Consider the following 17,544-nt stretch of genomic DNA (forward strand, 5'->3'; position numbering starts at 1 on the left):
TCATGTCCAACCAATTCCCCTCCGTTCGTCCCCGCCGCCTGCGCCAGAACGAGTCCCTGCGCACGATCTTCCAGGAAACCGAGTTCCGCCTGGAAGACCTGATCCTGCCGATCTTCGTCGAAGAGGGCATCGATGACTTCGTGCCGATCACCAGCATGCCCGGCGTCAATCGCATCCCCGAAAAGCTGCTGGCCCAGGAAATCGAGCGCTACGCCCGTGCCGGGATCAAGTCGGTGATGACCTTTGGCGTATCGCACAACCTGGACGCTGTGGGCAGCGACACCTGGAACGAAAACGGCCTGGTTGCGCGCATGTCGCGCATCTGCAAAGACACCGTGCCGGAAATGGTGGTGATGTCCGACACCTGCTTCTGCGAATACACCAGCCACGGCCACTGCGGCGTGCTGCATGACCACGGTGTGGACAACGACGCCACCCTGGCCAACCTGGGCAAGCAAGCGGTCATCGCTGCCGCTGCCGGTGCCGATTTCATCGCCCCGTCGGCGGCAATGGACGGCCAGGTACAGGCTATCCGCAGCGCGCTGGATGGTGCCGGTTTCCATGACACGGCGATCATGGCCTATTCGACCAAGTTTGCCTCGTCGCTGTATGGTCCGTTCCGTGAAGCCGGTGGTACCGCGCTGAAGGGCGACCGCAAGAGCTACCAGATGAACCCGATGAACCGCCGCGAAGCGGTGCGCGAGTCGCTGCTGGACGAGCAGGAAGGGGCAGACGTGCTGATGGTCAAGCCGGCTGGCGCCTACCTGGACGTGATCGCCGACATCCGCGCAGCGTCGCGCCTGCCTCTGGCTGCGTATCAGGTGAGCGGCGAGTACGCGATGATCAAGTTCGGCGGCCTGGCCGGTGCCATCGATGAAGGCCGGGTGGTGCGTGAAAGCATTGGCGCAATCAAGCGTGCCGGTGCTGACCTGATCCTGACCTACTTCGCCATGGACCTGGCCCGCGAGGGTATCTGATTAATAGGGCGCCGCTTTGCGGCGCCTCTGTTCACCTGTGCCTTGAAGCCGTGTAATGCCCCTGTGGGAGCGGCTTCAGCCGCGAAGACGCCAGCAAGCCAATTCACAAAAAATCGTCAAGCGCTGAATTATTTAGTGTCCCGTTGTATCTGAACCCTAAGAGCATTCATAGACAGGGATACGGGCATGAAACCTCGCAAGAAAAGCGTCCAGCCAATCGGCCTGAAGGACATCACGATCGTCGACGACGGAAAGATGAAAAAGGCGATCACCGCCGCAGCGCTGGGCAATGCCATGGAGTGGTTCGACTTCGGTGTTTACGGCTTCGTCGCCTACGCGCTGGGGAAGGTGTTCTTCCCCAATGCCGACCCCAGCGTGCAGATGATCGCCGCACTGGCCACCTTTTCTGTGCCGTTCTTGATCCGGCCGTTGGGCGGACTGTTTTTTGGCGCCCTGGGCGACAGGTTTGGCCGGCAAAAAATCCTCGCCGCGACTATCGTGATCATGTCGCTCAGTACCTTCGCTATCGGCCTGATACCGTCCTATGCCAGCATCGGCATCTGGGCGCCAATTTTGTTGCTGCTGGCCAAGATGGCCCAAGGGTTCTCAGTGGGCGGCGAGTACACGGGGGCGTCGATCTTCGTCGCCGAATACGCTCCCGACCGCAAGCGGGGTTTTCTCGGTAGCTGGCTGGACTTCGGCTCCATTGCCGGTTTTGTGCTTGGTGCAGGCGTGGTGGTGCTGATTTCTACCGTTCTCGGCGAGGAAAAGTTCCTGGAGTGGGGCTGGCGCCTGCCGTTCTTCCTGGCCCTGCCGTTGGGCATCATCGGCCTGTACCTGCGCCATGCGCTGGAAGAAACGCCCGCGTTCCAGCAGCATGTCGAGAAGCTGGAGCAGGGCGACCGCGAAGGGCTTGCCTCTGGGCCTAAGGTGTCGTTCAAGGAGGTGGCCACCCAGCACTGGCGCAGCCTGGTGACTTGCATTGGTGTGGTGATTGCCACCAACGTCACCTATTACATGCTGCTCACTTACATGCCCAGCTACCTGTCGCACAACCTGCATTACAGCGAAGACCACGGCGTGCTGATCATCATCGCGATCATGGTCGGCATGCTGTTCGTGCAACCGATGATAGGCCTGCTCAGCGACAAGTTTGGCCGCCGGCCATTCATCATCGTCGGCAGTGTCGGCCTGTTCGCCCTGGCCATTCCGGCGTTCATGCTGATCAACAGCGGTGAGCTGGCGGTGATTTTCGCCGGGTTGCTGATCATTGCCGTCATGCTCAACTTCTTCATCGGCGTAATGGCCTCGACGCTGCCGGCGATGTTCCCCACACACATCCGCTACAGCGCCCTGGCCAGTGCCTTCAACATCTCGGTGCTGATCGCCGGCCTTACCCCGACGCTCACTGCCTGGCTGGTGGAGAGCACCGGCAACCTGTACATGCCGGCTTATTACCTGATGGCGATTGCCGCCGTGGGCCTTGTCACTGGCCTGACCATGAAGGAAACCGCCAACAAGCCGCTGCGCGGTGCGGCACCGGCGGCATCGGACATCGAGGAAGCGCGTGAACTGCTGCAGGAGCACCACGACAACATCGAGCAGAAAATCGAAGACATCGACGCGCAGATCGCCGAGCTGGAAGCGAAACGCAAGGTGCTGGCTCAGCAGCACCCGCGCATCGACTGATCAGCGAGGCATGTAGCCGCGCTGCCAGGCGCGCGGGATGAACCGCGATACCAGGGCCAGCACACACGCCAGCGCGCAGCTGCCGGCCAGTGCCTGCAGGCCCAGGTGTTGTTGCAACCAGGCGCCGAGCGCGGCCCCCGACAGCATACCGGCCCAAGGCACCAGCTGCACCCGCCAGCCGTTACGCCGCTCGCCCAGCAGCCAGCGCCCCAGGCCACGGCCGAAGCGGGACAGGGCGCCAGTAACGTAGGTCAGGCCGATGGGCAGGCCGTTCACCTGTTCGACCACGGCATTGATCATGCCCATGGCCAGTGTGGCGGCCAGTAATGCCGGGAAGGTGGCTGCCAACGGCCACACGGCCGCGAACCCCAGCAGTGCGGCGACCACCAGCAACACGGGCCAGGCCCGGCGGTGAAAGCCGCGTGCCAGCAGTACGCCCAGCGCATTGCCGGCGACAAAGCCCAATACCGCGCCACTCAGGCGCAGCACCAGGGCCAGGTCGGCTTCACTGATGGCCACCGCCAGGCGCGTGGTGTTGCCGCTCATGAACGACACGAAGTCACCCAGCGCCAGCAGGCCGATGGCATCGGTCATGCCAGCCAGCACCGACAGGGCGGCGACCAGGCCGAGGCCGACACGACCACGTAGGGTTTGCAGCCGCAGCCGCCTGGCCGTGCGCGTTGGGAGGGCATTGGGCAGCATGCGCAGGCCTCAGGGCAGCAGTTTTTCGCGGGCCAGGGTGCCTTTGAGGGTGCGCTCCACCACGTCGACCAGCACCATGGTCTGGTGATCGACCTCGATATTGAGTAGCTCGCCGGCCTTGTAGCGGGCGAAGGTGGTCTGGCGCAGGGTTTCCGGGATCAGGTTGATGGTGATGACATTGTCGTCGACATCGGCAACGGTCAGGCTGCAGCCGTTGACCCCGATGAAGCCGCGCGGGAACACGTACTTGCCCCATTCCGGCGGCATGCGAAACCTGATGAATGCACCGGTTTCCTTGATGGACAGCTCGACGATTTCCGCAGTGGTGGCGATGTGGCCGGCCATCAGGTGGCCGCCGACTTCGGCGTTCATTTTTGCCGAGCGTTCGATGTTGACGCCTTGGCCGGCCTTGAAATTGCGCAGGTTGGTGCGCTCCAGGGTGGCGTTCATGGCGTCGAACCTGACCTGCGTACCGTGAATTTCGGTGACCGACAGGCAAGTGCCCTCGACACTGACGCTGGCGCCGATCTTCAGTTCGTCGAGCAGTTCGGTGGTGAGGTCGATGGTGAACTGGTTGTGGCCCGGGTAGGCGGTCACATCAAGCAGAGGGCGGACGGCCTGGACGATGCCGGTGTACATGGAGTTGCTCCTGGGCACAAAAAGAAATCACCCGAACGCTATGCCTCTGGCGCTGCAAAATCAAGGTCGGCCTCTGCGCAGGTTTACAAATGCCCGCTGCTGTTGACGATCCGCAGGCACAGCGCCTCGTACGGGTCCAGGTTCACCATCAGGCGCCCGTCCTCGGTCAGGTCGCCTTCAACCGTCTCGTTGATCATGTCCACCACCGGCCCCGGCGTGAACCCGGTCAGTTGCAGCTCCTCCGCAATCACGTCCTGGCCAAAGTTCAACGCGCTGATCTGGATACCGCGCCCGGCCGGCAGTTCGTGCACCATCACCAGCAACCCCGGGCTGCTGACTTCAGGCACCAGCACCTGGCGGCTGGTGGCGATGCCATAGGCCTGGCGTACGGCCAGTAGCTTCTTCACCTTGCAGGCAAACGAGTCGCTGTTTTCCAGCTGGCTGTCCAGGCTTCCATACAAGGCGCGTGCACGGGGCATGCCGCGCACCGATTGCTCGGCCTGCGTGTCCAGCCCGGCCAGGTCGTAACCGCCCCGGTGAATCCAGCGGGTGTCGCCATCGAGCATGCGCTCGGCCACCGCGTCGGCGGGCAAGGGCAGGGCACCGACCAGGTCCCAGCCGGACAGCGCGACCACCCCCGGCTGCATGGCGTTGTACATGACCAGCAGCAGGTGCACCTTCTGGATCTGTTCGATTTCTGCCGCGCCGATCTGCTCCAGATCGCGCAGGCCCAATGCTGCGGCAATCAGGCTGGCCGTGGTGCAGGCGATGCCGTTGGTGACGAAGCGCAGGTTGTACGGCGCATGCTCGCCCGATAGCCGCTCGTAAATCTCTTCACGGATGTGTTCGCGCAGGATGCTGCCGGGTAGCGTCTGGCCTTTGAACAGGTACATGTCATGGGCGTGCAGGGTCCAGAAGTGCACCAGTTCCACGGTCAGCTCGTCATGGTTTTGCAGGGCATGGATCAGCGAAGCCGGGTCGATGCCGAAGGCGTGCATTTCCTTGAGCATCAGGCGCAGAAATGCGGTGTCACCGGTCAGCAGTGCATGCTGGTAGGCCGGCCGGGTAACGAAATCGTAGGACAGGTCGGCGCCGCCTTTGGACATCTGTGCGATGTCGTCCAGCGTGAGGTTAAGCTCCTGAAAGCTGAAGCCGCCGGCTTTGCGGATCATGCCGCCGATCAGCTGATTGCCCACAATCGACAGCGGGTGGCTTTCCGACCAGGCGGTATCGCTGGCCCGTGTTTCCACGCCGAGAAAGCCGTTGGCGTCCAGACGCAGGCCTCGGGCGCCCAGGCAGTCCAAGGCGTGCAGGGCATCGCCAATGATCATTTGCTGGGCGGCGAAGGTCGGGTCCAGCCAGTTCAGAGACGGTTGGCCTTCCTTGAAATAGTGCAGGTATACCCAGCGCCGCGTCTTGCCGTCGACACCGGTAACCGGCGGTGTAGCGCTCCAGTCGGTTTCCTTCACACCCGGCTCGAAGAAGATGACACGTTGCAGCTGGCCGACGATGTAATGGCGGGCCTTGAGCTCGTCGCATTGGGCCGGCAGCAGGTTGACCGCGTCACGGCCGGCGGGCACCTCCGGCAACAGCGGCCAGTCTTCCTCGCGGATTTCGACCATGTGGTACAGCCCCGGGTAGGGCCCGTGTGCCAGTTCTGCCAAGCGGAAGTCAGCACCCTTGCCGGTGTGTGAGGGGATCAGGTCGTCGATGGTCACGGCGTTGTGCGCCGCGGCCATGCGGCTCATCTGGATCAGTTCCTGTTCACTGCCGTACAGCGGGTCGATGTCGAAGCTGATGCGGTCGAAGTTGCCGTCCACGCTGGGGGTGAGTTCGCGACCGCGAATCCCGCCTGACAACTTGATCGGGCCGGTGTGCAGGCCCTGGATGCCGATATCCGACAAGCGCTTCCACAGCGCTTCGTGGGCCAGGGCGCCGAGCACCGAGCAGCCTGGCGGGGCGATGATGGCGTCGGGGTACACCGTCAGCCAGACCGAGGCGATTTCTGTGGCGCGGCGTGGCTGGGCTTCGGCGTACGGCTGCTGCCACAACCGGGACTGGCCTGAATACAGGCTGGCGCGCGCTTGGGAGGCCTTGAGCATGGCGCGGTCTTCGAGCCATTTGACGTATGACGGGTCGGGCTGGGTCATTTCGCGTCCTCTTTGCGTGTCGGCACCGGCTCAGGTTATGACGGCATAGGTGGCTGATCGTTCGGCTGGGAGTTGTGATGGCTTGCGAATCGGCATTCGGGCCGCTTTGCGCAAACATTTCAGCGAATCCTGATGGGTGGCCTCGCGGCTGCACAGGCGATGACCACACGAGGTATCCGGAGGCCGCTACAGCCACACGATCACCGCCGCGCCGACAACTGCTGCGGCGCCAGAAATGCATCATGAAAGTAGTTACGCACGGCCTGCATCGCCGGGCTGAACGCCCGCTCCCGGTGCCAGGCCAACCCCACGCTCATCGGCGTAACCGGGTCGCTGATGGTCACTGTCTCGATGCGTTTGCCCTCCAGCGACCAGGGCCGGTGTACCAGGTCTGACAGGATCGCCACGCCACTGCCATTGGCAACCATGCTGCGTACCGCTTCCACCGAACTGGTCCGCACCCGCACGCTCGGCCTTTGCCCGGCGTGTTCCCAGTAGCGCATGGCGCTTTGCTCGGCTTCGTCCACTGTCAGCAGAATGAACGGCTCACAGGCCACGTCGGCCAGGCTCACCGACGAGCGCTCGCACAGCGGATGGTGACCGGGCAGCCATAGCCGGCGCTCGGAGTTGAACAGCGTCTCCGAAACGATATCGGGGTGGGTGAGGTTGGCGGTGAGCACTACCGCCATGTCGAAACGCCCCTCCAGCAAGCCTTGCTCGATGGCGCTGCGCTCTTGCTCGTACAGCTCCAGGGTCACGTCCGGGTGCCAGTGTTCCAGGCGCTGCAGGTGGTGGGGCAGGAAGTAGCCGATCACGGTGTAGCTTGCCGCCAGGCGCAGCAGGCCGCTTGCACGCACGTTCGGCAGCGGGCTGTTCAACGCGTCATCGACACTTCGCAGTATCACATAGGCGCGGTTCAGAAAGTGCCGGCCCGCTTCGGTCAGGTTCATGCCCTGAGCCGAGCGCTGGAACAGCAGCACGCCAAGCATGGCTTCCAGTTCCTTGATGGCCGTGGTTACCGCCGACTGGGAGATATTCAGGTGGATCGCTGCCTGGGAAATCTGGCCGATCTCGGCGGTTGCGACAAAATAGCGGACCTGGCGCAGTGTCAGTGACACGGTTGGCTCCTGTGGTATCTGATTTTCCGAAGACACCCCATCTGTTTATAGATCTTCCCAAGGGGGGTGTGGAGACTCTAACGTGGCTTGCATGCAGTCACAAGCGCCAGGAGAAACAGTCATGCAGGTGGTGGATTTCAACTCGGACATGGGTGAGGGGTTTGGCCCGTGGACCATTGGCGATGGCGTCGACATCGAGCTGATGGGCCATATCAGCACCGCGAACATCGCCACGGGCTTCCATGCCGGCGACCCCGGTACCATGCGCCGTACTGTAGAGCGGGCCAAGGCGTTGGGCGTTGCGGTGGGCGCCCACCCGGGTTTCCGAGACCTGGTGGGCTTTGGCCGCCGGCATATCAACGCCCCGGCCCAGGAGCTGGTCGACGACATGCTTTACCAGCTGGGTGCACTGCGAGAAATTGCCCGTGCACAAGGTGTGCGCCTGCAGCACATCAAGCCGCACGGTGCGCTGTACATGCACCTGGCGCGTGACGAAGAAGCCGCGCGCCTGTTGGTGGAAAACCTGCGGGTGATCGAGCCGGGGCTGTTGCTGTACTGCATGCCGGGCTCGGTGATCTGTCGTATTGCCCAGGAACTTGGCCAACCGGTGGTCCGCGAGTTCTACGCCGACCGCGAGTACGACCTGAGCGGCTCTATCGTCTTCACCCGCAATGTGCGTGGTTATGACCCCACAGTGGTTGCAGAGCGGGTACTGCGTGCTTGCCAGCAAGGCGTGGTACGTACGGTCGAAGGCCAGGACCTGGCCATCGCGTTCGATTCCATTTGCCTGCACAGCGATACTCCCGGCGCGCTCGACCTGGTAGAAGCCACGCGCAAGGCGCTGGACGCAGCCGGTATCGTGGTGCGTGCGCCACGTTGAGCCCATGAGGCATCCGGCAGGCACAAGCCGGAGCCCGTATAGGTTGTTTTCGCCTGCCTTTCTATAAAGATTCCAAAAAAGGAACAGTCATGGCCGAATCGCTTGCTACAACCCCGATCCGCTACAGCTTCGGCGCAGACGAGCACCTGTTTGCCGAAGTCAGCGACAGCATGTCGCTGGAATCCTTCTTCAAGGGCATGGCCGTCACTCGCGCCGTGGAGCGGCTGGCCCTGGAGGGCGTGCTGGACGTGTGCCTGGCCAACGCCTCGTTCCAGATCCGCTTCGACCCGGACCGTATCGCCCCCGATGCACTGCTTGAAGCCGTGCGCGGTGCCGAAGCGCAGGCCGTGGCCGAGCGTTCGTTGCAGACGCGAATCATCGAGATCCCGGTGCTGTACAACGATCCCTGGACCCATGAAACCCTGATGCGCTTTCGTGACCGTCATCAAGACCCGGCCAGCACTGACCTGGAGTACGCGGCACGTATCAATGGCCTGGCCGATGTCGAGGCATTCATCGCCGCGCACAGCGGCGCGCCATGGTTCGTGTCGATGGTCGGCTTCGTTGCCGGCCTGCCCTTCATGTTCCAGATGGTCGAGCGCGAACGGCAGTTGCAGGTGCCCAAGTACCTGCGCCCGCGTACCGACACACCCAAGCTCACCCTGGGCCATGGCGGCTGTTTCGGCTGCATCTACTCGGTGCGCGGAGCAGGGGGCTACCAGATGTTCGGCGTTACCCCGGCACCGATCTACGACCCGCAGCAAACCTTGAACTACCTGAAAGCGCATATGGTGTTCTTCCGTCCGGGTGACATCGTGCAATTCAAACCCATCGACCGCCGTGCCTATGACCAGGCCGTGGCGGATGTTGAAGAAGGCCGCTTCGACCTGCGCATTCGCCCGGTCGATTTTTCCCTGGACGCCTTCCTCGCCGACCCGGTCGGCTACCCCAAATCGCTGCAGGAGGTATTGGCATGATCAAGGTCCTCAAACCGGGCTTGGCGACGTCTGTGCAGGACTTGGGCCGCGAAGGCTACTACCACCTGGGTATCCCACCGTCAGGCGCCCTCGACCAGTACGCCCTGCATGCGGCCAACCACCTGGTGGGCAACCCGGCCGGCGCTGCAGGCCTGGAGTGCGCGCTGGTGGGGCCGGAGCTGGAGTTCCAGCAGGACACACTGGTGGCCGTGTGCGGTGCGCAGATGCCTGCGTTGCTCGACGGTCGTGAGCAGCGCCCGGACACGGCGTTTGCCGTACGTGCCGGGCAGGTGTTGCGTTTCGGCTTTCCCACCGCAGGCGCACGGGCTTACCTGGCGGTGGCCGGCGGCATCGATGTGCCCGAGGTACTGGGTAGCCGTTCCACCTACGCGTTGGGAGCGTTGGGCGGCTTCCAGGGGCGCAAACTGATAGCGGGCGACCTGCTGCCGGTCGGCATGCCCAGCGGCAAGACCCGCGCGGGTGCAAGCCTGCCCATGGCCCTGCGCCAGGCCTTGGGCGGCGAGGTGGTGTTGCGTGTGGTGCCGGGGCTGTACTTTCACCGTCTTACCGAAGCTGCAGCGCAAAGCTTCTTCACCGAAGCCTGGACCGTCGGCTCCGAAGCCGACCGTATCGGCTATCGCTACAAAGGCGGCAGTGCCTTGAGCTTTCAGCCACGGGAACAGCCGTTCGGTGCGGGGTCGGATCCGTCGAACATCGTCGACAGCTGCTACCCGATCGGCTCGATCCAGGTGCCGGCAGGGTTGGAGCCGATCATCCTGCACCGCGATGCTGTGTCGGGTGGCGGCTACGCCATGATCGGAACAGTGATCAGCGCCGACCTGGACCTGATCGGCCAGATGCAGCCCAACCAGCAGGCACGGTTCCTGGCGGTAAGCCTGGACCAGGCGCTGGAGGCACGGCGTTCGTACAAGAAGAAGCTGGCTTGCCTAACCAGGCTCTTCGGAAATGTTTAGCAACTAGACGAAGAGAAGGATCCTACAACCGTTTAGGAAGCCCCAGACTCCTTGAAGAATTGATTCCCCGATAGTGTGCCTGTCTTCAGCCTGCTGGAAGACAAGGACCACTTCATGCCGGCCCACTCCATATTCCTCCGGTAAAACCCGAGGGCGCCTCCGATGCCCGCGATGTAACCGAAAATACGCTGCACGGGATGCTCGATGGCCCGCAGGAGACCGGCTCGCCTTACCCGGCCGACGAGGGAAGGCGAGCCGATCACCCGGATTACGAAGGCTACCCCGCGGACCCGGACTTCCAACTGCGCGGCGGCTTCGAGAACCTGATGCTCGACGCTGCCACCCCGCTGTTCGGCCTGGCCATTCGCCTGAACACACTGGATGACCTGCCCAACATCGCCTACGTGCACAAGACCGTGCAGAATCAGGTCCGCAACATCCGCGAAGAAATCCGGCAGCACGGCTACTCCGTAGCTTGCAAGAGGAAGCCGCAGCTGCCCAGCAAGGCACACGCTACAAGCAGGACGCCGTGCTGGTCCCCGGCAGAACCGAATGGCGGCCGGCCCCGTTGCCCCGGCCGCGCATCGCCACGGCGGCCTGATTGAAAACGTCATGCTCTCAGTCCGTAACCCTGAGACTGACGAAGTCATTGACCGTGTCTTCTTCACGCATACCCTGCATCAGGGCGAAGCCTACTGGGCCATCGCCCGTCTGTTCATGCAACAAGGCCCCAAAGCCTTGCCAAAATTCGTGCACCCTCCCCGCGACTGGAACGATGACGATGGCCTCAGCCACATGCATTGCCTTGCCCCAAAGGTTGAGTGGCCAGCAGACATTGACCGTGAATCCCGTACAGCACCGTCTGAAGGAGAAACCCAATGAACCCGGTTGTACTTGTAGGCCACCGACATGAATGCCCGCTGCATGGTGTCAATCAGGTAGAGAGCGGAAGTGCTACCTATACCTTCAACGGCAGGGCAGTTGCGAGGGTAGGTGACCGCACCACGTGTGGTGCGGTTATCGAGAGTGGGGCAGAGCATTTCCTGATCGAAGGCGCGGCGGTGGCGCGCAAAGGCGACCGAACGGATCATGGGGGTGTGCTGGATGAGGGCGATGTCGGGTGGTTGCTGGAGGACCGTGTGGGTTTGCTGATCTGTTTGCCGGCCTGGGAAGCCACTTCAAGGGCCTGGCCGTCCCGTTGCTTGCCTTGGCGGGCAAGGCCTTCAAGCTGCGGTATCAGCATGCCTTCCGGCAAATGCCGCCAGAACCGCCCGGGCATGTGCAGGCGCAAGGCGTCCGGGTTGAGGCGAGCAGGGTTGAAGGTATGGCGGTAATAGGTGCGCCACAGTTCGGCGCCAGGGTCGTCGGCATTGCGTGCCCATTGCTGCCAATACTCAGGGCAATGGCGTTGGTAATCGAAATCCCGGCCGTCGAAGCGAATGCCATCCCGTGGCGTGGCGATCAACCAGCGTAAACGCCCCAGACGGTCGGCAAAGTGAGGGCTGGCACTTTCCAGAACGTCATGCGCCGGTTCGTGATAGGCCACCAGATCAAGTTGCAGGCGATCAGCCAACGCCTCTGGCAGCGGTACGAAGCGCACAAAGGCATGCAGGTGATGCGCCTCCCGGGTGACTTGCTTGATACGCCGTTGCAACTCACTGCCCAACCGGTCACCCGCCAGCATGGCCGTGCGGTCGCCATGGGCAACACGCCAGAGCACTTCATACAGCAGGTTCCAGCGCTGTTCGCCACGATAACGGGCAGCCTGCTCCAACTGGCTCAGCAGCACGGCTGGGACTTTGGCACGAAAGGGGCCTGGGCCTTCCGGGGGCGCTGCCGGTACTGCCAGCAGGTCGGCCATCGGGCCTTGCGACCAGGTAACCTCGGCGGGGTCGATGCCATGCCCCAGCAACACCCGGGCCTGATCCCGCCAGGTGGCGAACTGGTCATCACAATCGAGCGCGATCATCCCCACAACCCCATCTGCACAGGCGCCTGCGGCTCACGCAAACGTGCCCTTAGCAGGCCGCTGCGCAACTCGGCCTGGGCCGGGCGATAATCGCTGGTGACGATGAACGGCCGTGCCTTGTCCAGTACGCAGCGCAGCTGAATGAGGTCGTCATAGCGAATGCGCCGCTCTCGGCGCAGTGCGACCAGGCGCTGTACGCTACGCAGGCCAATGCCGGGAATACGCGCCAGCAGCGCGGGCTCGGCGCGGTTCACGTCCAGCGGGAATACCTCCCGGTTGGCCAGCGCCCAGGCCAGCTTGGGGTCGATGTCCAGCGCCAGGTTGCCGCTCTGGCCCAGCAGTTCACCCGCCTTGTAGCCATAGCCACGCAGCAGGAAGTCAGCCTGGTACAGGCGGTGCTCGCGCAGTAGCGGCGGGGCAGCCAAGGGCACGCTGCCGGGGCTGTCGGGGATCGGGCTGAACGCAGAGTAATACACGCGCTTGAGGCCGTAGCCTTGATACAGCGACTCGGCATTGCGCAGCAGGGTGCTGTCGTCGGTGCTGTCGGCACCGACGATCACTTGGGTGCTTTGCCCGGCAGGGGTGAAGCGCGGGGCCTTGGGTTCGTTGGCCACGGCTTGTTGGCCCAGGTGAATCACGCCCATTGCCTGGCGGATGGTATGCGCCTGTTTTTCCGGTGCCAGGCGCTTGAGGCTGGCGTCGGTGGGCAGCTCGATGTTGACACTGAGTCGGTCGGCCAGGCGGCCGGCTTCTTCGATCAGCAGAGGGTCGGCATCCGGGATGGTCTTGAGGTGAATGTAACCGCGGAAGTTGTGTTCTTCGCGCAGCAACCGGGCTACGCGGATCAGTTGCTCCATGGTGTAGTCCGCCGAGCGGATAATGCCGGAGCTAAGGAACAGGCCACTGATGCAGTTTCGCCGGTAGAAGTCCAGCGTCAGGCGGACCACCTCTTCGGGCGTAAAGCGCGCGCGAGGTACGTTGCTGGAGCGGCGGTTGACGCAGTACTGGCAGTCGTACAGGCAAAAGTTGGTCAATAGCACCTTGAGCAGCGACACGCAGCGGCCGTCGGGGGTGTAGCTGTGGCAGATGCCCAGGCCGTTGGTGGCGCCCAGGCCGTCACCGCCGCGTGAATTACGCTTGGGCGCGCCGCTGCTGGCGCAGGACGCGTCGTACTTGGCGGCGTCGGCGAGGATGCCGAGTTTGGCGATGAGCTGCATGTGACTGACTCGCAACACTGAATATTCATACAGTATTTTGAGAATTGGTGAATTGCAAGAGGCACGAAGCTTCGCATTGAGCATAACCGAGTAAATCCGTCAGCTAAGCTTGTGCTGGACTAACGGACAGCAACGAGGCACGGGAGAGGTTATGAAGATCACCATCAAGCCGGAACTGGCGCTGGCCGGGCTGGCGCTGGCATTGAGCATGCTCAATGCGCAGGCAGCGGAAACCAGAAAGGTGGATGTGATGCTGGTGGGCGGCGGCATCATGAGTTCTACGCTGGCCGTCTGGCTCAATGAGCTGGAGCCAGGCTGGTCGATGGAGATGGTCGAACGCCTGGACAAGGTGGCCGAAGAAAGCTCCAACGGCTGGAACAACGCCGGCACCGGCCACTCGGCCCTGGCTGAACTCAACTACACGCCGGAAAAAGACGGCAAGATCGACATCAGCAAAGCCGTGGAGATCAACGAGTCGTTCCAGGTCACCCGCCAGTTCCTGGCCTGGCAGGTGAAGCAGGGCGTATTGAAGAACCCGCATTCCTTCATCAATACCACGCCGCACATGAGCTTCGTGTGGGGGGACGACAACATCCGCTTCCTGAAAAGGCGCTATGAGGCGCTGCAGGCCAGCCCGTTGTTCAAGCCCATGCAGTATTCCGAAGACCACGAGCAGATCCGCAAATGGGTGCCGTTGATGATGGAGGGGCGCGACCCCAACCAGAAGCTGGCCGTGACCTGGACGCCGATTGGTACCGACGTCAACTTTGGCGAGATCACCCGGCAGTACGTGGGCTATCTGCAGACCCGGCCTAACTTTGACCTCAAGCTGTCGAGCGAGGTGCAGGAAATCACCCGTAACGATGACGGCTCCTGGCACGTCGAGTACAAGAACCTGAAAGATGGCAGCAAGTCGGCTACCGACGCCAAGTTCCTGTTCATTGGTGCCGGTGGTGCGGCGTTGCCACTGCTGCAGAAGTCGGGCATCGAGGAAGCCAAGGACTATGCCGGCTTCCCGGTCGGTGGCTCGTTCCTGGTCACCGACAACCCGGCCATCGCCCAGCGCCACATGGCCAAGGCCTACGGCATTGCCGCGACCGGTGCCCCGCCAATGTCGGTGCCGCACCTGGACACCCGGGTGCTCGATGGCAAGCGCATGATCCTGTTCGGGCCGTTCGCCACGTTCTCGACCAAGTTCCTCAAACAGGGCTCGCTGCTCGACCTGCTTGCCAGTACCAGTGTGCACAACGCCTGGCCGATGGTGCGGGTGGGCGTACGCGAGTTTGACCTGGTGCAGTACCTGATCGGCCAGGTGCTGCAATCCGACAATGACCGCTTCGAAGCGCTGCGCACCTACTTCCCCGAGGCGAAGAAGGAAGACTGGCGGCTGTGGCAGGCCGGCCAGCGGGTGCAGATCATCAAGAAAGACGACGCATTGGGTGGCGTGCTCAAGCTCGGTACCGAGGTGGTGACATCCAAGGACGGCACTATCGCCGGCTTGCTGGGGGCTTCGCCGGGTGCCTCGACCGCACCACCCATCATGCTCGATGTGCTAAACAAGGTGTTCAAGGACAAGGTGGCAACGCCGCAATGGCAGGCCAAGATCAAGGAGATCATCCCGTCCTATGGCATTCGCCTGAATGACCACCCGGACCAGGTACAGAAGGAATGGGCATACACCAATGAGGTGCTGCAGCTCAATCCGGCTGCGCCTTAGCCCATGTGAAACGGTAGATGTGGTTGGGCGCTGCGCTTTGGCATTGGCCGTTGTCGGCGTCGGCGCCCACCACATACCATTCGGCGCGCGAGGTCTGGCCCAGCTTGCGGGCCTTGCTGGCACTGAAGCAGCGGCCCAGTTCGGTGGCTGGAATCAGGGCGAAAGCGGCAGGGTTCTGGCGTAGCCAGTAGGCCGCCGTATCCGCGTTGGATTGGCCGGTGAAGCCGAAATGCACAATCGGTTGCCGGGCAAACAGCCAATGCCCCTCGCGCCAGCTTACCAACACCAGCTCAGCGCCACCGGTGGCGCGTTTCGCCTCGCTCATCAGCGTTTCATGCGGGTTGCGACCCTCCTTTAGCGGCTCGACAAAGCCACGTGCAAACCACAGGGCAAACCACACCAAGGCCACGGCAGTGAATACGCTGCGCCATCCCGGTCGGCGTTGAAACCAGTGTTTGAGTAACCATGGCACCAGTGGTGCGATGGCCAGCACCAGGCCTGGCAGCGCGGGGAAGATATACAGCTTGCGCTTGCCGCTGCTGAGGCTGAAAAAAAGCAGCACCAGCGCCACCCAGCCAAGCAACAGCAGAAAGCGCCCATCGCGCTTCTGCAATTGCCGGCGCCAGGCGGGCACCAGCCAAGGCAGGGCGAGGATCAGTGGCAGCCAGTATTTGGGAATGACTTTGACGAAGAAGTACCAGAATGGCTCGCGATGGTCCCAGGCGTTGGCATAGCGGCTTGCGGTCTGGCGTAGCAAAATCTCCTTGAGGTACGCCAGCTCCGCCGCGCCACCGCCATGGGCGATCGACACCAACAGGGGCAGCAGCCACACCGCGCAACCGGCCAGCAACCACAGCAGCCCCAGGCTCCAGCGCCAGCTCTGGCCAGGCATGGCGACTACACCGTGCCAGTGTCGGCGTATCGCCCAGGCATAGGGAAGCAACATCAGCGCGGGGATAAAGCCCACGCCCTTGCTGATAATGCCTAGCCCCATGGCCGCACAGGCCAGGTAGAACCAGCCCCAGGCTGGGCCCAGCAGCAGGTGGCGCACCATGCCGTAAAAGCCCAGTGCCACCCACAGGCACAGGAAACTGTCGATCTGCCCCGTACGCAGGATGCTGTAGCTCTGGTAGGTGGCCAGGAACAGCAAGGCGGCGATTACACCGATACGCCGGTTCCACAGGCGCCGCCCCAGGTCATGCAGCACCCAGGTGATGGTCGCCGCCGACAGTAGGCCTGGCAGGTAGAGGGCTATCCTGGGCGAGCCGGTCAGTTGGCTGAACAGGGCCACGGTCCACATGAACAGCGGCGGCTTGTCGCCATAAATTTCCGCTGCCCGGTGGGGGATGAACCAGTTGCCGCTCTGCAGCATTTCCAGGGCGACGCCGAGAAAGCGCTCTTCGTCCACATTCATTGGCTGGCGCCAGCCAATACCGGCGCCCACCAACAACACCGCGAGGGCAATCAGGGCCAGGCGTTCGGCCCCAAGTGTCTTGAACCTGGGCAAGGGCTATTCCTTCTGTTCCTGATGGCGGGCGATGAGTTGCAGGTTGCGCAGGTAAACCAGGAAGCCGAAGCTCTGGCCGATGATGAATACCGGGTCCTGGCGGTAAATGGCGTAGGTCAGCAGCAGCGCGCTGCCGAGCATGCTCAGGTACCAGAAACCTACCGGGATGACACTGCGGCGCTTGAACTCGCTGTACAGCCACTGCAGCACGAAGCGCCCGGTGAAAACGGCCTGGCCGGTGAAGCCGATGATCAGCCACAGGGTTTCGCGGGTCATCCTTCGAGCTCCTGGGGGCGCGTGTCTAGACGGGTTCGGCGGATCAGCCACCACACCCCGAACAGGTCGAGTATGCCGACCAGGGCGCGGTCCAGGTTGCCGTACTTGGACACCCCGGCGTGACGTGGTCGGTGGTTGACCGGGTGCACCAGCATGCGGCCGTTATGGCGCAGGATCAGCGCCGGGATAAAGCGGTGCATGTGGTCGAAGTAGGGCAGGCGCAGGAAGGCTGCACGCTCTATCAGTTTCAGCCCGCAGCCGGTGTCGGGCGTGGCGTCCTTGAGCATGCGGCTGCGCAGGCCGTTGGCGAAGCGCGATGCCCAGCGCTTGCTGGCGCTGTCACGGCGGTTGATCCGGTGCCCGGCCACCAGCTTCACACCACCGGCCAGATCTTGATTGGCGCGTACCAGGGCCAGCATGCCCGGGATGTCTGCCGGGTCGTTCTGGCCGTCGCCATCGAGGGTGGCCAGCCATTGGCCGCGGGCAGCCTGCGCGGCATGCCACAGCGAGGTGCTCTGGCCCAGCGAGCGGTCGTGGCGCAGGATGCGCAGTTGCGTGTAACCCTGGCTTTTCAGGTGTTGCAGCACGCTCAGGGTGTGGTCGCTGCTGCCATCGTCAACCACCAGCACTTCATAGTGTTCTGTCGCCAGCGCGCTGCGAATTTCCATCAGCAGTGACGGCAGGTTGTCGACCTCGTTCCTGGCAGGTATGAGCACCGAGAGGTCAAGTGGATCTGTCATGAGGCTACCTGT

16 protein-coding genes and 3 pseudogenes are annotated in these 17,544 nt (G+C 62.9%); 10 read left to right on the plus strand and 9 right to left on the minus strand.

Annotation, left to right across the window (positions count from 1 at the left end):
- Positions 1–2 precede the first annotated feature (2 nt).
- Together hemB and proP are read left to right on the plus strand one after the other, a co-directional pair.
- Positions 3–977, plus strand: a complete 975-nt coding sequence (hemB, locus tag ACF8R4_RS22880; RefSeq protein ID WP_013972900.1) for a porphobilinogen synthase — start codon at positions 3–5, stop codon at positions 975–977.
- Positions 978–1,163: 186 nt separating this feature from the next.
- Positions 1,164–2,666: a glycine betaine/L-proline transporter ProP gene (proP, locus tag ACF8R4_RS22885; RefSeq protein WP_060499019.1), complete on the plus strand. Its 1,503-nt coding sequence runs from the start codon at positions 1,164–1,166 to the stop codon at positions 2,664–2,666.
- Here proP and ACF8R4_RS22890 read toward each other — a convergent pair whose 3' ends face one another.
- From ACF8R4_RS22890 to ACF8R4_RS22905, 4 genes are all read right to left on the minus strand, one after another.
- Positions 2,667–3,368 carry a YoaK family protein gene (locus ACF8R4_RS22890; RefSeq protein ID WP_060499020.1) on the minus strand — a complete coding sequence of 234 codons (702 nt, stop codon included), beginning with the start codon at positions 3,366–3,368 and terminating at the stop codon, positions 2,667–2,669. It lies immediately after the preceding gene.
- Between the two features lie 9 nt (positions 3,369–3,377).
- Entirely contained in the window at positions 3,378–4,007 is a 630-nt protein-coding gene (locus ACF8R4_RS22895; RefSeq protein WP_060499021.1) for a riboflavin synthase, read from the minus strand.
- Positions 4,008–4,090: 83 nt separating this feature from the next.
- Positions 4,091–6,157 carry a maltose alpha-D-glucosyltransferase gene (gene treS / locus ACF8R4_RS22900; protein WP_060499022.1) on the minus strand — a complete coding sequence of 689 codons (2,067 nt, stop codon included), beginning with the start codon at positions 6,155–6,157 and terminating at the stop codon, positions 4,091–4,093.
- Between the two features lie 200 nt (positions 6,158–6,357).
- On the minus strand, positions 6,358–7,275 hold the full coding sequence (locus tag ACF8R4_RS22905; RefSeq protein ID WP_016714094.1) for a LysR family transcriptional regulator: 918 nt from the start codon (positions 7,273–7,275) through the stop codon (positions 6,358–6,360).
- 121 nt (positions 7,276–7,396) lie between these two features.
- Here ACF8R4_RS22905 and ACF8R4_RS22910 point away from each other — a divergent pair, with 121 nt between their 5' ends.
- The 7 genes and pseudogenes from ACF8R4_RS22910 to ACF8R4_RS22940 all read left to right on the plus strand — a co-directional run.
- On the plus strand, positions 7,397–8,155 hold the full coding sequence (locus ACF8R4_RS22910) for a 5-oxoprolinase subunit PxpA (protein ID WP_104834800.1): 759 nt from the start codon (positions 7,397–7,399) through the stop codon (positions 8,153–8,155).
- A gap of 89 nt (positions 8,156–8,244) precedes the next feature.
- Positions 8,245–9,132: an allophanate hydrolase subunit 1 gene (locus ACF8R4_RS22915; protein ID WP_200928462.1), complete on the plus strand. Its 888-nt coding sequence runs from the start codon at positions 8,245–8,247 to the stop codon at positions 9,130–9,132.
- Complete coding sequence (locus ACF8R4_RS22920) at positions 9,129–10,106, plus strand: biotin-dependent carboxyltransferase family protein (protein ID WP_060499025.1); 978 nt, start codon at positions 9,129–9,131, stop codon at positions 10,104–10,106. Before ACF8R4_RS22915 ends, ACF8R4_RS22920 begins: the two co-directional genes overlap by 4 nt.
- A gap of 197 nt (positions 10,107–10,303) precedes the next feature.
- Positions 10,304–10,582: pseudogene (locus ACF8R4_RS22925) on the plus strand (DotU family type IV/VI secretion system protein); the annotation flags it as partial.
- Positions 10,579–10,692: pseudogene (locus ACF8R4_RS22930) on the plus strand (hypothetical protein); the annotation flags it as partial. The pseudogenes ACF8R4_RS22925 and ACF8R4_RS22930, both read left to right, overlap by 4 nt.
- 26 nt (positions 10,693–10,718) lie before the next feature.
- Positions 10,719–10,988, plus strand: a complete 270-nt coding sequence (locus ACF8R4_RS22935; protein ID WP_392493523.1) for a DUF6708 domain-containing protein — start codon at positions 10,719–10,721, stop codon at positions 10,986–10,988.
- Positions 10,985–11,239, plus strand: a pseudogene (locus ACF8R4_RS22940) (PAAR domain-containing protein); the annotation flags it as partial. The gene ACF8R4_RS22935 and the pseudogene ACF8R4_RS22940, both read left to right, overlap by 4 nt.
- On the opposite strand, the gene ACF8R4_RS22945 reads toward ACF8R4_RS22940, so the two are convergent.
- Both ACF8R4_RS22945 and ACF8R4_RS22950 read right to left on the minus strand, forming a co-directional pair.
- Positions 11,194–12,081 (minus strand): TIGR03915 family putative DNA repair protein, encoded by an 888-nt coding sequence (locus ACF8R4_RS22945; protein ID WP_104834799.1) that lies wholly within the window; start codon positions 12,079–12,081, stop codon positions 11,194–11,196. The pseudogene ACF8R4_RS22940 and the gene ACF8R4_RS22945 sit on opposite strands and share 46 nt — an antisense overlap.
- A complete protein-coding gene (locus tag ACF8R4_RS22950; protein WP_060499029.1) occupies positions 12,072–13,292 on the minus strand; it encodes a putative DNA modification/repair radical SAM protein in 1,221 nt (406 codons plus the stop codon). The genes ACF8R4_RS22945 and ACF8R4_RS22950 overlap by 10 nt, the downstream gene beginning before the upstream one ends.
- Before the next feature lie 151 nt (positions 13,293–13,443).
- Here ACF8R4_RS22950 and mqo point away from each other — a divergent pair, with 151 nt between their 5' ends.
- Entirely contained in the window at positions 13,444–15,009 is a 1,566-nt protein-coding gene (gene mqo / locus ACF8R4_RS22955; RefSeq protein WP_392493525.1) for a malate dehydrogenase (quinone), read from the plus strand.
- Here mqo and ACF8R4_RS22960 read toward each other — a convergent pair.
- The 3 genes from ACF8R4_RS22960 to ACF8R4_RS22970 are packed head-to-tail and all read right to left on the minus strand — an operon-like array spanning position 14,990 to position 17,532.
- The gene (locus ACF8R4_RS22960; RefSeq protein WP_104834796.1) at positions 14,990–16,516 is read right to left on the minus strand and encodes a glycosyltransferase family 39 protein; all 1,527 of its coding nucleotides are present in this window, start codon (positions 16,514–16,516) and stop codon (positions 14,990–14,992) included. The genes mqo and ACF8R4_RS22960 overlap by 20 nt on opposite strands.
- Positions 16,517–16,519: 3 nt before the next feature.
- Positions 16,520–16,792 (minus strand): lipid-A-disaccharide synthase N-terminal domain-containing protein, encoded by a 273-nt coding sequence (locus tag ACF8R4_RS22965; RefSeq protein ID WP_060499032.1) that lies wholly within the window; start codon positions 16,790–16,792, stop codon positions 16,520–16,522.
- Positions 16,789–17,532: a glycosyltransferase family 2 protein gene (locus ACF8R4_RS22970; protein ID WP_060499033.1), complete on the minus strand. Its 744-nt coding sequence runs from the start codon at positions 17,530–17,532 to the stop codon at positions 16,789–16,791. Before ACF8R4_RS22970 ends, ACF8R4_RS22965 begins: the two co-directional genes overlap by 4 nt.
- Between the last annotated feature and the right edge of the window lie 12 nt (positions 17,533–17,544).

The sequence above is a fragment of the Pseudomonas sp. FYR_2 genome, from assembly GCF_043106425.1.
In the GTDB taxonomy this organism is placed as follows: Bacteria; Pseudomonadota; Gammaproteobacteria; order Pseudomonadales; family Pseudomonadaceae; genus Aquipseudomonas; species Aquipseudomonas monteilii.

Coding starts and splice junctions, on each gene's coding strand:
- hemB (WP_013972900.1), top strand. CDS start 3: ATGTCCAACCAATTCCCCTCCGTTCGTCCCCGCCGCCTGCGCCAGAAC.
- proP (WP_060499019.1), top strand. CDS start 1,164: ATGAAACCTCGCAAGAAAAGCGTCCAGCCAATCGGCCTGAAGGACATC.
- ACF8R4_RS22890 (WP_060499020.1), bottom strand. CDS start 3,368: ATGCTGCCCAATGCCCTCCCAACGCGCACGGCCAGGCGGCTGCGGCTG.
- ACF8R4_RS22895 (WP_060499021.1), bottom strand. CDS start 4,007: ATGTACACCGGCATCGTCCAGGCCGTCCGCCCTCTGCTTGATGTGACC.
- treS (WP_060499022.1), bottom strand. CDS start 6,157: ATGACCCAGCCCGACCCGTCATACGTCAAATGGCTCGAAGACCGCGCC.
- ACF8R4_RS22910 (WP_104834800.1), top strand. CDS start 7,397: ATGCAGGTGGTGGATTTCAACTCGGACATGGGTGAGGGGTTTGGCCCG.
- ACF8R4_RS22915 (WP_200928462.1), top strand. CDS start 8,245: ATGGCCGAATCGCTTGCTACAACCCCGATCCGCTACAGCTTCGGCGCA.
- ACF8R4_RS22920 (WP_060499025.1), top strand. CDS start 9,129: ATGATCAAGGTCCTCAAACCGGGCTTGGCGACGTCTGTGCAGGACTTG.
- ACF8R4_RS22935 (WP_392493523.1), top strand. CDS start 10,719: ATGCTCTCAGTCCGTAACCCTGAGACTGACGAAGTCATTGACCGTGTC.
- ACF8R4_RS22950 (WP_060499029.1), bottom strand. CDS start 13,292: ATGCAGCTCATCGCCAAACTCGGCATCCTCGCCGACGCCGCCAAGTAC.
- mqo (WP_392493525.1), top strand. CDS start 13,444: ATGAAGATCACCATCAAGCCGGAACTGGCGCTGGCCGGGCTGGCGCTG.
- ACF8R4_RS22965 (WP_060499032.1), bottom strand. CDS start 16,792: ATGACCCGCGAAACCCTGTGGCTGATCATCGGCTTCACCGGCCAGGCC.
- ACF8R4_RS22970 (WP_060499033.1), bottom strand. CDS start 17,532: ATGACAGATCCACTTGACCTCTCGGTGCTCATACCTGCCAGGAACGAG.